The organism is Sphingobacterium sp. UBA3519 (assembly GCF_002377215.1).
Classification (GTDB): domain Bacteria; phylum Bacteroidota; class Bacteroidia; order Sphingobacteriales; family Sphingobacteriaceae; genus Sphingobacterium; species Sphingobacterium multivorum.
On record NZ_DFPI01000013.1, the window covers coordinates 30,667 to 45,573 of the forward strand.

At 37.9% G+C, this 14,907-nt stretch carries 14 protein-coding genes; 4 read left to right on the forward strand and 10 right to left on the reverse strand.

What is annotated here, in order from left to right:
• Positions 1 to 17: 17 nt before the first annotated feature.
• The 3 genes from B3297_RS06955 to B3297_RS06965 form a co-directional block, all read right to left on the reverse strand.
• Positions 18 to 863, reverse strand: coding sequence for a LytR/AlgR family response regulator transcription factor (locus tag B3297_RS06955; protein WP_286778649.1), 846 nt, complete (start codon positions 861 to 863; stop codon positions 18 to 20).
• Positions 826 to 1,896: a hypothetical protein gene (locus tag B3297_RS06960; protein ID WP_286778650.1), complete on the reverse strand. Its 1,071-nt coding sequence runs from the start codon at positions 1,894 to 1,896 to the stop codon at positions 826 to 828. The genes B3297_RS06955 and B3297_RS06960 overlap by 38 nt, the downstream gene beginning before the upstream one ends.
• A gap of 116 nt (positions 1,897 to 2,012) precedes the next feature.
• Positions 2,013 to 2,984 carry a hypothetical protein gene (locus tag B3297_RS06965; RefSeq protein ID WP_286778651.1) on the reverse strand — a complete coding sequence of 324 codons (972 nt, stop codon included), beginning with the start codon at positions 2,982 to 2,984 and terminating at the stop codon, positions 2,013 to 2,015.
• 517 nt (positions 2,985 to 3,501) lie between these two features.
• Here B3297_RS06965 and B3297_RS06970 point away from each other — a divergent pair.
• Positions 3,502 to 4,491 (forward strand): helix-turn-helix transcriptional regulator, encoded by a 990-nt coding sequence (locus tag B3297_RS06970; RefSeq protein ID WP_286778652.1) that lies wholly within the window; start codon positions 3,502 to 3,504, stop codon positions 4,489 to 4,491.
• A gap of 89 nt (positions 4,492 to 4,580) precedes the next feature.
• The gene (locus B3297_RS06975; RefSeq protein WP_286778653.1) at positions 4,581 to 4,943 is read left to right on the forward strand and encodes a hypothetical protein; all 363 of its coding nucleotides are present in this window, start codon (positions 4,581 to 4,583) and stop codon (positions 4,941 to 4,943) included.
• A gap of 62 nt (positions 4,944 to 5,005) precedes the next feature.
• Here B3297_RS06975 and B3297_RS06980 read toward each other — a convergent pair whose 3' ends face one another.
• The 4 genes from B3297_RS06980 to B3297_RS06995 form a co-directional block, all read right to left on the reverse strand.
• Positions 5,006 to 6,352, reverse strand: a complete 1,347-nt coding sequence (locus tag B3297_RS06980; RefSeq protein WP_286778654.1) for a RagB/SusD family nutrient uptake outer membrane protein — start codon at positions 6,350 to 6,352, stop codon at positions 5,006 to 5,008.
• A gap of 25 nt (positions 6,353 to 6,377) precedes the next feature.
• On the reverse strand, positions 6,378 to 9,581 hold the full coding sequence (locus tag B3297_RS06985; protein ID WP_286778655.1) for a SusC/RagA family TonB-linked outer membrane protein: 3,204 nt from the start codon (positions 9,579 to 9,581) through the stop codon (positions 6,378 to 6,380).
• Between the two features lie 21 nt (positions 9,582 to 9,602).
• The gene (locus B3297_RS06990) at positions 9,603 to 10,973 is read right to left on the reverse strand and encodes a TlpA disulfide reductase family protein (RefSeq protein WP_286778656.1); all 1,371 of its coding nucleotides are present in this window, start codon (positions 10,971 to 10,973) and stop codon (positions 9,603 to 9,605) included.
• A gap of 73 nt (positions 10,974 to 11,046) precedes the next feature.
• Positions 11,047 to 11,337 carry a hypothetical protein gene (locus B3297_RS06995; protein ID WP_286778657.1) on the reverse strand — a complete coding sequence of 97 codons (291 nt, stop codon included), beginning with the start codon at positions 11,335 to 11,337 and terminating at the stop codon, positions 11,047 to 11,049.
• A gap of 672 nt (positions 11,338 to 12,009) precedes the next feature.
• On the opposite strand from B3297_RS06995, the gene B3297_RS07000 reads away from it, so the two are divergent.
• Both B3297_RS07000 and B3297_RS07005 read left to right on the forward strand, forming a co-directional pair.
• Positions 12,010 to 12,402: a helix-turn-helix domain-containing protein gene (locus B3297_RS07000; protein WP_286778658.1), complete on the forward strand. Its 393-nt coding sequence runs from the start codon at positions 12,010 to 12,012 to the stop codon at positions 12,400 to 12,402.
• A 6-nt stretch (positions 12,403 to 12,408) separates the two neighbouring features.
• Positions 12,409 to 12,747: a helix-turn-helix domain-containing protein gene (locus B3297_RS07005; protein WP_286778659.1), complete on the forward strand. Its 339-nt coding sequence runs from the start codon at positions 12,409 to 12,411 to the stop codon at positions 12,745 to 12,747.
• Between the two features lie 157 nt (positions 12,748 to 12,904).
• Here the strand turns inward: B3297_RS07005 and B3297_RS07010 are convergent, their stop codons facing one another.
• The 3 genes from B3297_RS07010 to B3297_RS07020 are packed head-to-tail and all read right to left on the reverse strand — an operon-like array spanning position 12,905 to position 14,388.
• Positions 12,905 to 13,342, reverse strand: coding sequence for a hypothetical protein (locus B3297_RS07010; RefSeq protein ID WP_286778660.1), 438 nt, complete (start codon positions 13,340 to 13,342; stop codon positions 12,905 to 12,907).
• Between the two features lie 39 nt (positions 13,343 to 13,381).
• Entirely contained in the window at positions 13,382 to 13,798 is a 417-nt protein-coding gene (locus B3297_RS07015; protein WP_286778661.1) for a hypothetical protein, read from the reverse strand.
• A gap of 53 nt (positions 13,799 to 13,851) precedes the next feature.
• Complete coding sequence (locus B3297_RS07020; protein ID WP_286778662.1) at positions 13,852 to 14,388, reverse strand: antirestriction protein ArdA; 537 nt, start codon at positions 14,386 to 14,388, stop codon at positions 13,852 to 13,854.
• Positions 14,389 to 14,907: the final 519 nt, after the last annotated feature.

Sequence of the window (14,907 nt, forward strand, 5' to 3'; positions counted from 1 at the left end):
ATCAATTATATAATTTCTTAATCACTATCGTGATGATTTCTGGCTTTCAGTCGTATTTCCCCAGATTTATTCAGTATGCCAGTGATAATGTTGTCTTCGATCCATTTATCAAAATATTTGTACTTCCCTTTTTCCCCTCTATTAAGTTCAATTTCCGACAAATACACATTTGTTGAGGTAACGCCAGTTACTTGGTCAAGAGAGACAGCGAAACTGCGATGAATTTGCGCAAACTTTGATTTTGGTAATCGTGTAAGAATATCTCCAAAAGCTTCATTAACCTCAATAAAAGTTTTGTCATCTAACCATATCCAACTCTGCTCATTTTTAGCTTCAATACAAAGTATATCGTCATATTCTAACCGCCGCCTTTCTTTTCCACGTCTACCGTAAAAAAAACAATTATTTTTTTCATCAAGATCATTTAACCCAACTCCCATAAGTTTCGTTTTCACGTTCTTAATAGCTTTCCAATAACGATCCCTTTCAAAAGGTTTTAAAAAGTAATCAGTTACTCCATAGAGGAACATTTTATCACCTACAGCCTCATTGGTACTGCATACTACAACCTGCATATTAGCAATTCCAGGATTACACACCTTTAGATCCTCAAGCTGAGGTAAAATATCCAAGCCTCCGATTACAGGCATTTCTATATCTAAAAACAACACGTCAAGTTTGAGCGTTCTTAGTGCCAATAATGTTTCTGTTGGATTAGTCGATGAAAATACGCATTCAAAATTGACTGTAAGATCAACACATTCTTTCAGTTCATCTACCATCTCTGGATCATCATCCAAAATTCCGACTCTTATTTTTTTACGTCTATTCTCCTGCTTTAACACCCTCTTTATCGTTTTCATAATTAAAATCTATCTCAATATTTAGATAATACATTCCATCGTTTATTTTTTCCAAAAAAGTAAAGGCCTCATCATATTCAAGACGTAGCAACGTTTGAAGTTGCTTCAATCCCGTTCCCCCTTTGCCATAAATCCATGCAGACTTTTCCGAAATTTTATTTTTACATTTAATTTCAAGTTTATCGTCAAAGGTTGACACTGAAATAATGGCTAGTATATTACTATGGCTAAAATCTCCATGCTTTACCATATTTTTATATAAGCTCATTAACATCATCGGTATTATACGTCTGTTAATATTCTCAATATCTAATTGTAGTTTAATATTTTTTTCATCATATAAAACCATCAGTAACCTTAGATATTTTATTTCATCTTGCAAATTTCCCAAGATGTCATTCCGAAAATTCAACTGTCGCAAAGCATAACCTTCGATTTTAAGCAAAGAGTCTACATGTGTAAAGTTTGACGGAACTTTTCTAACCAATCGCGTGAAACTCTGTGTCAAATTACCCATGAAATGTGTAATCCAATTACGAAAGACCTTTACTTTTGTGGCTTCCCTATTATTTGAGCGAACTAATCCTAAAAAAATGAATATCCCTACTGTGATATTGTATAAAATTTCGATTATCAATAATACCCCACCTTTTAGAGCAAAGGTTAGATAAAACGTTACAATATCTATGGCAAAATCTGCAATCTTAAATATTTGAGGGTTTTTTAACACTCTTTTACTGAGCTCCGTTGGGAATTCGTACAATATCAGATAAACAAAAAAAACTGTTGCCAAAAAGTAACCTATTAATACAATGACTTGCGATATCTGAACTTTTCTAAATAACAACTGACGTAACCACCTCCTATTTAAATAACTAATTATTAACATTATCGGGCACAAAAACAAGATAACATAAGTATGTTCCCAACCATATTTATAAATATTAACTGCTAAAATCCAAAAAAAATAAATTGCCCAAAATGCGAAATGAACACTTCCCGATAAAGGTTTAAGAAGACTTTGTTTAATCATTATAAGTTTAGGTGACTAGAACGAATATTAATTTCAATAAATGTAAAATTAGCAAAAATAATAATTTAAAGTTTAAAGAAACCAACACTTCTTTCTCAAAAAAGTAATCTAGCTACTTAAAAAAACTTCCTAAACTTGCTAGATATAATATTATATTCATTTTGTGAAACCCATACTGAACGGCCAGTCGTAATATCAAAAAGCATTTCTTTATTTTGCATATACAAGGGTAACCATAAACTAGATCCGATATTTTTATTTCCTTGTTGTATGGTTGTAAGATCAAATATAATTGGCAAAAACTCCCACTGAATAAGCTCTTCAATTTCGAGATCATGTATTGGTTCGAAAATATTTTGAAGAATTCTATGAAAATCTAATTTCTTTTTTACTACGATATTATTAACATATCGCAATTTGATTTCCTCACCGAAAATTGTTAAAAACAAACTTGTAATCGGAGTCTGGGTCCAATAACTCAACGCTAAAATACCTTCCCTTAGGTTTATATCTGAATTATAAAGATTTACTGTACCCCATCCCTTTCCATGCTCATTTTGACTAAGGTGTCCGTCAATAAATATAACTACTTGAAATCCTTTGGAAATGGCATCCTTTAACCTTAGTAAAGGATTTCCAACGTCCGATTTTATAAATAATAGTTCACTTTCGGTAGCATCCTTTCCAAATGAAAGTTCAAATTGTTTTTTATATATAGCAACTTGCTCTTCATAGACATCTGAGCGAAGCAACACAGCTACTTTGAATCCAAGTACAATTAGGACCCTAGCGATCATTCCATATGGTCCGATATGCATACAGCTCCATATGCGAATGCTTTTACCAGTAAATGGCCAAATATCGATAAGATGTTTTAAATACAAATCGTTAGCCTGGTGACGGTCCTGGCCAAACCAATGCTGATAGATTTTTAATAATTTGAAAACTGATTCATAGTTTTTAACAAGCTCCCACTGATAAAAAAGAGAAGCGCATTTCAGTCCTCTAATCCAGTTTACACAACTAAAAGAAGGCTCGATATTTAATGACTTAGCATTTTGACTAAAATTTTGGTTAATGAAATTCATGTTCTATCTGTTTAAATTGGTAAAAAAAAAGGTGTCCGGATCACCAATTAGATTTTATAAGTAGTATAGACTACATTTTTCTTCTGCAGATTCGATCATGAACTTTAATGTTTCCGAATTGGAAAATGTATAAAGTGCTTGATCAGCTAATTTTTGCATTTCATTAAAAAGCTGTTCCATTATCTTTATCATCTTTTGTTTTAGCTCAGCACCAAACTTGCCCAGTTTGGTCACTTTTGCTTTCAGGCCATGAAAGCGTTGTGATCACAAGGCTAATTTGGTAGAAAAACAAGACAAAAGATTCATTTTTGAACACACAGGTTCTGTGAGCCTGTGAATCAAAAATTTCCATATACATAAAAATTCACAGTATCTAAACATCTCTTCACAGGTTACCAAAACCTTTCTACATATATCTTTGGTCACTCATTAAAATTTTAGTAAAATAACATCTTAACTATTAAATAACGGTTAATCAAGCTATTAAACCTATTCCAACATTAACAGAGAGGAGTTTATGGAAAGAAGTTATGATTTCACCTTATCACAAGAATATCGAGCTGTTGATCAGCCAAGACAATCTGTTACCTATCCAATTCGTAATGCGCAAGAACGACATTGGACGAATCAACAGAACAGCATAAGTGAGCTTACCTTCGATGGGCGATATGGATATCTTTATTGCTACGAATTCTGGATGGAGCGCGAAGAAAATATTCCAGTCTATACCTCTATGGGTGATCTACATCTCGTCTATCCTTTATTGAGCAATTCTCCTCTCCTGCAAATCCATAGCGCTCAAGATTTCGTAATAGATTTTGTGGAAGGACGAGGTGCTTATCTTTACCTCGCTAAAGGTGAATACTCATTGAAAATACCCAAAGGGCATCATATTATGGTCGGCTTTATTCTAGATGCCGGATTATTTCGGCCACCTGCCAATAGACACTTTAGCTTTTTGCAAGATTTGATAATCGCTAAAAAGGCGCAGTCAAAACGGTCGATTACTAGTGTCACTTTTCGTGTAGGTGAAATCACTAAACGTCAATTAAAATTGCTATTTAGCAGAATCAATCCCAATATACTGGACAACGAGCATTTGATCTTAAAGCACATTATCTTTCTAATTCAACTCAGTAGATTTAAATTACGTGATGATGGACATGAAATGCTGATTGACCGAGCTCGCAATTTACTACAATTGATGATTCTGCATCAGGGGGCTAAGGCTAGATTATGTGATATTGCTGAGGTTCTCATAGTAACTAGGCATCATCTAAATGAAGAGCATAAAAAACATTACGGATGTAAATTTATTAGTTACCGACATCAGGTTTTATTAGACCATATTGCTTCTATAATTGTTAGTAACGATAAACTACTGGCCACAGCAGAAGAATGTGGTTTTAGTAGTACAACCGAAATGAATGCTTTTATTAAAAAGCAAACCGGTCTTACTTCTTTAAACTTTAAACAATTTCAAAAAACAAATCTTAGCAATGATTAAATACTTTTCTACCTCCCTGCACTTCCCTTTCTACCTAACGCTCGAATTCATATTACTGTAATTTAGCATCATAATCAAAAAACACGATTATGATGAAAAATAAATTTGCAGTGAAGGCATCACTCTTCACTTTAATCTTAGCACTGCTAGCAATCGGTACGTATGCTGCAGGTGTAGTGATGAAAAACGACAATGATAAAAAAGAAGTTAAGTTTACCACAACATGGTTTTACAAAGGTGGAAACTCAAATGCTGAAATTCTTAATGTTGACAATTGGGAAAGAAGCGACACGGGAAGCCCGCATGAGCAATGTGATCAAGGAACAGATTTACCTTGTTCAGTTAATAATGCTCCCGAAAACGAAAGCGATTTCCAAGACTACCTGAATTCTCGGGGAGTCTCGGGCATCATGCAGGACAGTCCAACAAAACGTCCTTACGTTACGCCTTAACGGTTGTCTACACATCCATTGGAAGAAAAGGAGAGCACACACGATGCTCTCCTTTTTTGTAATTAATAATATCCAAGCAGATCATCGGGAAGCGGTAAAGCAAATCGGGGCGAGTTTGCTTTCAACTCATATACTTTACCATTAACTGTACGCTGTAGACTTATATCCGCACCTTCCCTATTCAGCCTTTTGATATCCATCCATCGCTGACCACGAAACAACAATTCCTTTCGACGCTCTTCCAATATTATTCGAAGTACATCGTCCCGCAGTCTAACATCCACAGGTTCAAAGTTGACCTGATCAGACCAGCGGCTTTTAAGTAACTTATTTAGATCTGTCAAAGATTCATCCAACATTCCCATACGTGCCAGACATTCAGCTCTGGTCAGCAAAATTTCATCAGTAGCTACTCCTGTCATTAGCGCTGAAAAACCGAAATAATAACCTTTAAAAGCAATTTGAGCATCATTTCCTTTTGCGAAAAAGACCGTTTTACGCAGGTCATCCTCCTTAAAACTCTCATAAATCTCTGGCAGTACCCTCGCATTCTGTACCCCTAAAATCAACCCCGTTGATCCTTGTCGCTCCAAAATTACCTCTACATTATGCCTTGGAACCGGAAAGTTTGAAGCACTATTCAACGTTTTATAATCCAATAACACATTATTTAGCATCAAACAAGAGTCCGCATACAGTTTTGCCTGGTTATACTCTCCCATCCAGAGATAAGTACGTGCCAACAGACCATATGCCGCTGGCTTAGATGGCCTTGTTTTCGAAGCAACCTTTTCGGGGAGCAACTGCACAGCGGCTTTTAAATCCTTAACTACCTGATCATAAGTTTCGGCTACATTTGCCCGCGGCGATGTAATATTAAAATCGGAGCGGAGCCGCAGTGGGATACCGACATCTTTATCAGCAGTATTTCGGTCATATGCTACACTCCAGATCTGCACCGCATCCAAAAAGCTAAATGCCCTGAAAAATAATGCGGCTCCCTTAATTCGATCCCGCCGCTCCTTTTCATTCGATTTTACGGGTATCGCATCTAGACTTTCGAGTACTGTATTGGCGGTAAAAACCGCACGATAGATATTACTCCAGTCGTTGGTACTATTACCGTCTCTAAACACATTGTTATTCGCCCAGATATACATATTCTGTTCCTGTTCAAATTGCAGTGCGTTCCAGCTATTATCGCTCAGGTAATAGTTGTCAGCACTGATTTCCTGCGCATTAGGTGAAAGGTTCATGGAGGAATGATCCAGCAGAGCTTCAAGGTCATTGAGCGTCTCGATGACCGCAAAGCTCTTGCTGGAGGGCTCCTCCAGATATTTCTCACAGCTTGCCGTCATAAGGGCAAAGCCAATCCAAATAATTGTCCTGATCAGTCTATCTATTTTCATGATTTCTTTTATTTTTCGTTCGTTATTAAAGTCCAAACCGCAGTCCTAAAGCATATATCGCAGGCGGCCTGAGTCTATTTAATCCAAAGTTATAATCGGGGTCGATGCCTTTTTTATTTGCACGCCAGACCAGTCCTAGATTACTTACGTTAGCAAAGAGTTCACAGCGTCTGAACATTTCCTTGAATCTGGGAAGACGGCTCAGTTCATAGCTCAAATTGATATACTGTAGGCGTATATGATCACCTTTTTCAACCAGCACCTCGGAGCCCGCATAAAAATTATTGGCATTGCTACTGGTCGGATAGATCAGTGCCGGCACGTCTGTTGTTGTCTCGTCCCCCGGCTGCTGCCAGCGTGCTGCATAGTCCTTATGCCCCGTCCAATTGCTAAAAAGCTGCTGATAATTGATCGATGGCCGTCTGAAGTAATAGCCAAATTTAAACAGCAGGGCTACGTCTAAGGAGAAACCTCGATAAGTAAATGAGTTGCCCAATGATCCATAGACACGGGGACTCGCAGAACCGTGATACACCAGATCATCCAGTTGCGTACCTGTCCCTACAAGTTTAGCATAATCATTGCTCAGTTCACCATTCAGATAACCCTGAGCCTGACCAGTTTCAGGATTCAACCCACCCCAACGGTAAGAATACATTCCATAGACTGGCTTGCCTATGACACCAGAGATACGGGCAAGAGAAACTGTGCTAATAAAATTACTTCCCTGTAAATTGGAGAGATGATAATCCGTAATCTGATCACGGACTGTACTGAGGTTGAGACGTGTGTTCCAATGAAAATGCTGGTTTTCCCAGTTCTTGCTATTGAGCTCAATATCAATTCCGCTCCCCTTAATATCAGCCACGTTTTTTATTTTCGTAGGCCCAATGCCAGCCGTATAGTCAAGTACAGCGGGCCCAAATAAATCTTTGGACTGTTTAAAAAACAGATCCACGCTACCTGACAACCTACCAGCCAATACTGTAAAATCAACGGCAAGATTCGTCATTCGGGTCTTCTCCCACCGCAATTCCGAATCATAATAATTGGATATGTTTGCGATAGGGCTTTTGGTAAATGAATTTGTACCGATGTAACTGATTGTAGTAGCTGCCACCATTTCGGGGTTGATATTACCCGACACCCCGTGGGTCAAGCGAAGCCGCAGATTCTGAAATAATTCTTTTGGAAAAAAGGGCTCCTCAGACAGGTGCCAGCTGGCACCCAAAGACCAAAATGGGTTCCATTGATCGTTGGTCCGCAGCCCAAATAAATTGGAAGCATCGCGGCGTAAACTCGTAGATACCACATACCGCTTTTTGAACGTATAGGAGGCATTCCCAAAATTGGAGATAAAATTTGTTGTCCCATCGGTAATCCCCGTGTTATCTGTCACAAACTGGGATGAACTGCTATTCAATACAGGATACTGTTTTGCCAGATCCACATTGCCATACGTTAGCTTAGCTGGATTATACCCATAAAGACGTGACCGGTCACTTGTCGTATGTGAGCGTCTGATCTCCCAGCCTGCTATGGCTGCCAACTGATGGTCGCCCCAAGTCTTAGTATAGTTGGTCTGCACACGTAGGTTTTTTGACTGTAGCCGTGCGTTCGACTGATCCAATATTGCCCCATCTGGAACAATAAGCGTTCTATTGCCTTGCGGATCCAACTGGGTGAAGCGATTGACGATGTTACGTGCGATATAGCTTTCTGCATCGTACAGATTATAACCATTTGTATACTGCCGTTCAAAAAGATATTTGACATCTATATCCCATCCCTGTATAATACGATAGTTAGCGCCAAAATTGAGCAAAACATCATCCGTGGTCGTCGTTCTCTGTTGGTTTTTATAATCATTGAGCGGATAATAGCTCCAATCCAGTAAACTACTATTTCCCTGCTGACGAGCCCACAGCGACCTTACATCAATATCTACCGGAAGCACGTTACTATCCTCATCTGCAAAGCGAGCATAGGGATAGAGCGAACCAGCACTTTTGCCAATATCACCATATCCCGGTCGCCCAGCTTTATTTTTTCTAAAGGTATACTGTATTCCGCTGGTCAGCGAAAGTCTGTCCCAAGGGCGGTAAGTATTATGCAACCGTATAGTATACCGATCCATTTTGGCGTCCAGATTATCTACATTCCTATCCCATCCGCCCGAGCCTATCCACGCAAAGCGGCCATTGCCACCGGAGAGATCCAGACTATATTGCTGTTGTACGGAAGGGCGGTAAAGATACTTGGAGAAATCATCACGCACGTCATATTTCCGAAGATAGTCAATCGCTTCATCTATCTGTTGGCTCTCGCCCGTGTTTCGCTGGTGGATCAACAATTCAACCACTGGCGACAAAGCCGGATGGCTGGCAGAATTTTCCTGCGAAGTATAATAGCCCTTTTCAAACAAAAACTTTTCCACATCAATAAAATCACTGGACGATATCTGTGGTAGATAAGACAGATTAGGTTTACTGGCAATACGCACATTACTGTTCAGGTTGATTACAATAGGCTGATCAAAATGTCCTTTCTTAGTAGTGATGACGATCACCCCATTAGCTGCCCGGGCTCCCCAGATGGAGGATGCGGCCGCATCTTTCAAAATGGTAATCGTGCTCACATCATTAGGGTTGATGTTATCAAGATCACCATCATAGGGAAAATTATCGACCACGATCAATGGCCCCATCATTCCCGCCGATAGTGTATTGATGCCACGAATATCTATCCGACCATTGCGCGAAGTCCCCCGATCTACGGTCAGTCCATTCGCTACAGCTTCCAATCTGCTCAGTATATCCGTACTCACCTGCTGCGACAGCAGCTTCTCCCCCAGTTGGTTGAAGGAACCCGTCATCCGTTCACGGTGTAAGGTCTGGTATCCAGTGGACACTTGTACCTCATCCATCAAGATCGTATTGGCTTCAAGATAGAAGACCTTGTTCAAGGTATCCTTTGAAATAGAAGCTGTTATTTTTTTAAATCCAATACCTCCTATCTCAATTTGCAGGAGATTATCCCCAATAGGAATCTTAAAAGTTCCCTTCTGATCTGTCTGTATAGTTTCGCCCGTTTGGAGCATCTTAACGCTCATCCCCACAATTGGGATATCATCATTTTTAGAGCGCAGTTCGCCCAAAAATATTTTTTGTGCAAATGACAGATGGCACTGCAACAAAAGTACTATTATACAGAATATTATTGTTTTCATGACCTTATTTTCATTACGCTTTTAATATTTATCCCCGATCACCAGCACCTCACGTGTCCGAGTTACCTCTTTGAGATCTAATCCCTGTGCATTCAGTTCGGGCTTAAGTATCTTAGGATCTAAATCGCCTGAAAAAGACAAGTCTATATGATCCATATATCCAGTTTCATCAATGACAGGCAGCGCAAAGCAATCCAGATCGTTGAGACGCAAGACCAAGGACGATAGCGGATAGTTGGTTATTTTTGAAGGTTTATTAAAGGGAAGCGTATTTTCGTGTTTCCCCCCTTTCGACCGGATTAAGCTCAAGTCCCCTTTTCTGCGCAATGCCAAACATTTTATCTTGCGTTTTTCCAAGCTAGCTCTATACGATGTATAGCGATTGAGGTCTGCCAGCATATACTGATAGAGAGAATCCGCCTTTTCCAGAGGCACAACAAGTTCGTAGTTAAATACATTGGATAGTATATCCCTATCTGTGACCGGATAAAAACGTGAGGAATCTTTCACTTCTACAAATATCTCCTTGTCCAGCAGCTGCTTGCCCTTCGCCTGCAAAATTCCCCTGGCAGCCGATGAAAATAAAAATTCTAGGGAAGAGTTTGTAATTGCACGACCTCTGATTATTCCATTTTCCTTACGATAGCGATTCCCAGAAGGAAGCCCATCTACCGCATCTCGGGTCAGTACGGAGAAAAAACTAAGATCATCTAATTGCATTTTGTCCGATAAAAAAAGTGGTCTCTCGGGATCGATCAGTTCACGGGAAGGAATCTGTGCTGTCTTATCAGCCAAGAAATTGACTATATTTCCTTCGGTCAACTGACTGCTGGACGTTACCGCTCCAAGCAGCCCCTCTGACGAGATCCACACATAATGTGGTATTAGCTGATGCGGGAATACTGTTCGAAGCAGTGTGTCTGCAACAATGGAGTAGATCCCGAGAGATTTTATAGTCTCATTTGTCATTAAAAATTTCTGTGCTTTTGAAGCTTCGTCTCGCGTTACTGCAATAACTTCAACATCTTTTTGATATTTATTTTCTAGTTCTTTAATGCGTGGCATCGCAGCGATGCAAGCACTGCACCAAGTAGCCCAAAAATCCAATACAATAAGCTTTTTATTACGGTACTCGCTGAGCTTTATTGTTTTCTGACCAGTTGGATGGTTGACCACCTGCAATGGCGTATCCCAGAGTGATTGAGGAACCTTGTCGCCAATTTTTAAAGCCTTCAACTCAGATAGCCCATCGGCCCCGCTGTCCTTGCGGGGCGTTTGAGCTGATAAACTAAACATAGAAACTAAAGTATACAGGATCACAAGTACTGCGATCTTAAGTATGTGGATAAATAGCAGTGTGCTGCTATTGGAATGTAGATGTGTCTTTTTCATAATTCTAGGAATTGGGATTAGAAGGGGATAAACGTTGAAAGAAATCATAGATCCTTTTAAATGCCTCTAACTCTTACTGCTTTGGATCTACCGAAATTGAGACTTTACACAAATCGTGTTCAGATGTATGGATGATGAAATATGCTATCAATACACGGAGCAGATAGACAGAAAATTCAGACAGTTGTAGATTTACTTTTTCCTCATTACTAACATATGTCTGTAATGCTACTATATATTCGTGAATCATACTTAGGGAATACAGTTCCAAAAAGTCTTTAACGTTTCTTACAGGATCATATCCTGTTCGGTAAATCTCATAAATCTCCAAGTCCAATAGGACTAAGTGGTTATAATTGGGCATCTTTTTCGAATATTTAACCGTGAGATTAGGGCATAGCTATTCCATACTGAATGATCAGTTATTTTTTCAAGCCTAACCTGTATTTAATAAAATTGATTAATTAATAGCTAGAGGGCTTTCAGTGGGATTCACAAAAAGTTTATTATTGGTAATTTGCACCTATAGCTGTAGAGCCAAACATTGCCGGCTACTCGGAAAGATTATTCAGGAGATCTTATAATATTCTTAAATAATTGTTTTCTATTCATACCATATTTAGGTTCGCATTAGCGAAAAAATTGGCTCCGTGGACTGTGCCCGTCTGCATGTTCATGGGGTACCGGCTAAGGACCTTGGATACGTGCAGCTGATAGGAACACAGTCCCGGAGCCATAAATATGGTCGGAACAGTGCACTCATCCTATCATCTCGTATCCATTTGAAAATTTAGCCGGTTTTCATGAACGAGAGTCTTGAATGAAAACTCTGTCATTTAGACAATGAAGTTCTCAAAATTAAGATTATTATTTTTAATAATCTATTCCAATTTATTACATTAATACTTTTATAAGCAAATAAATTATTTCACATTTACAAATATAAATCACGTAAAATTGAGCATTTTACAGTATATTTGCAATTACAATTATGAATATAATTATTCATAATTATTACCAATTAATATAGATTGTTATGAATATTGGAAGTAAATTGAGAAAATTAAGAGAAGATCAAGGTTTTAGTCAAGAATATATCGCAACAGAACTTGGGATTAGCCAATCCACTTATTATAAATTAGAAGCTGAACAAATAAGATTGACGGTTGAAAGAGCTAAACAGTTAGCTAAGCTCTATGAAATTGATCCTGAATATTTTTATGCTTCTGAAGCAAGCGCAGTATATTATAACAACGGTCAGGGGAACTATCATAACAGTATTCAGAGTAATATTGAAAAATATGACAATAGTAATGGAGAGTTAAATAAGGAAATCTTCCAGTTGTTAAAAGATGAAATAGAGCAATCCAGGAAAGAACGTGAGAAATTCACGAACTTGCTTGAAAGAATATTAAATAATCAAAAATAACACATCATGCTAGCAGCAGTAATTATTGAAAATGAAAACAAGAAAAGGGGTTGGAGTAACGATGAAGTAGCTACCTTAGCGGATATTAATATAGATGAATTCAGAGACATTGCTTCTGGAAACAAAGTTCCCAACTATGAACAAGCCGCTAAGCTCTCCCAAGTTTACAATATCCCATTACCAGCTTTTCTAACATCAAATAAACAACCGATATATATAAATACAGGATCAGGTAACTATAATAATAGTGTAAATTGCTATATTGGCACTTATTCCGGCGATATCGGCCTTAAAGATCTTGTGAAAGAGCTAATCGAGATTATTAAGGACAATAAAAGTTCATAGAGGCATAACATTAAACTTGAAAAATTGTCAATTAACTTTTCAAGTTTAATAGAAAATATTAAGATTTGAGAACCTGGTCTCTGTGCGAAAGTGCAGGGGCCTTTTCTTTTATTAAAAAGGAGAATTATAAAAGACATAATCCTCCTTTTAAAATAATTTACAACTCTGTAAAAATAGGTTTTGGCTGAATGATGGAAGGATCGTCACAAACAATATTAAATGGACATTTGATTTCCTCATCGCTAAGTTTGTCTAAGAGTATAGTATGCCGATACTCGTCATGTATATAAACTTCACCACCAGGAAAATGTGCCGTAGCGATTCTACAGCAACTTTTTCCACTTCTGATACACAAATAAATATCCAAGTACGGACCTATCTCATTCGCTATTATCAAAGTCTCATCTGTCGGAACAGAGTTTGGAAGGGCCTTATTTATTTTGAGGTTGGATAATTTTATAACCGCCATTCTATTAAATGACCTAATACCCTCATGTGATGCCAAGCGGTTTGCAAATTGAACCAGTTGAATTGGTCCTTTGATATTTTCTATCCCAAATAGAACACTTTCTATTGAAAAATTTTGATTAAGCATGATTTCCTGATTTATAAATTTGTTTTTAGTTTTTTCCCGCTAGCCTCGGTCAATGAATTTTTCTATGATTGAAGCTACATCACTAATCAAGAACTGCGCAAAGGCCGCGGCTGATTTCTTGGTTTTAAAGATCCTACCGTTCACCTTCCATTCGATTTTTTTACCATAGGTATACATAGGAGTGTGATAGGCGTTGAAATTTGTCCATTTAATCTCTTCGTCACGCTCTACTTTCGCTGGATGAATAATAACAACATCAAGTTCATCTTCAAACTTATTTGTTGTCAGCAGTAATTTTTTGTTTTTGTCGAATATCTCGAATCGTTCGAAATCTACATCATATAAGATAATTTTGAATAGCTGTTCGATATCGAAGCTGGAATTCAGCAATACATTTTCATCGAATTTTCTAAATGTCAGTACCCCTATATTATTCTTGTTAATTATTGTTTTCATCTGTTTGAATTTTATAGGCGACCCAAGGACGAATCGCCTGGTTAAAAAATTAATTACGATTCACGGAAAACAAAGCCGTCTTCAAACCAATAGTCAGTCATGAAAAGATCCCGTGCGAATGCCTCGTAGTCAAAATATTGTTTGGCAATTGAGGGTATATTATACTGCTCTTCAACGATCTCCCTTGCAAAATCCTCTTCATCATCGTAATCCCCTTGATAGTCTTCTTCAAAATTGGATATGAGGACATAGATTTCTTCCTTGGCTAAGTTCTTACTACGGTTATTGCACCATACAAAAAATGGTTCCCGATGACGTTCATCCATTCCCTCTATTGCTTCAAGGACTTCAAAAATATTCGCACTAATACCATACTCACTAATTAGCTCATCTGGAAGATTTTCGTAATCTTGGTACATATATTCTGGATCTGCCTCGTCTGTGTGGAGTTCTTTACAGGCATCGTAAAATTCTTCTATGTCTGAATAGTCAGATAATTCAAGCCATTTACCATATAGAGATCCATTATTGTACTTATGGAATGTCCCAACATAAACCCTAAATTCTGAGATATTTAATTGATGTGTCATGTCTTTAATGTTTTAATGGTCCTTGAATAGATTTTTTAGATTTATTCGGCAATGGGAGGAGGTGCTTGTTTTCATTGTCTTTTTTATTCTGTTTCCAATGCGTTTTAATTCTCATAGCTGACATTTTTTTTCTTCGTCTAAAGAGCCGGAGTATGCTTTTGCTTCGTTTTCGGGAACAGAAGAAGGTTAGTGTCTAGGAGGATAAAAGGTTTTTGGAAAAAAAATACTACCGAAGGGGCTAGATATTATTTTTTCAAAACTCGCTATGGCCTTTAGAATCCGTAACACGGCTTACCTTCGTTCTTGAAACGAACCAAAAGAGGCATGCTGAATCTAAACGGAATAAGTGGAAGTGGAAGAGAATTGCATTGGGAAAAGAATGCAAAAAAAGTAATAATCTTCTCCTAATTTGGATGAATTAAGACTCTAATGGATGGGATCCATTAGCTGTATTAAAATAGTAAAAACGCTAGATTCTAGATAATGAAAAAGACATATGTAATCGGTAAATCAGAATAC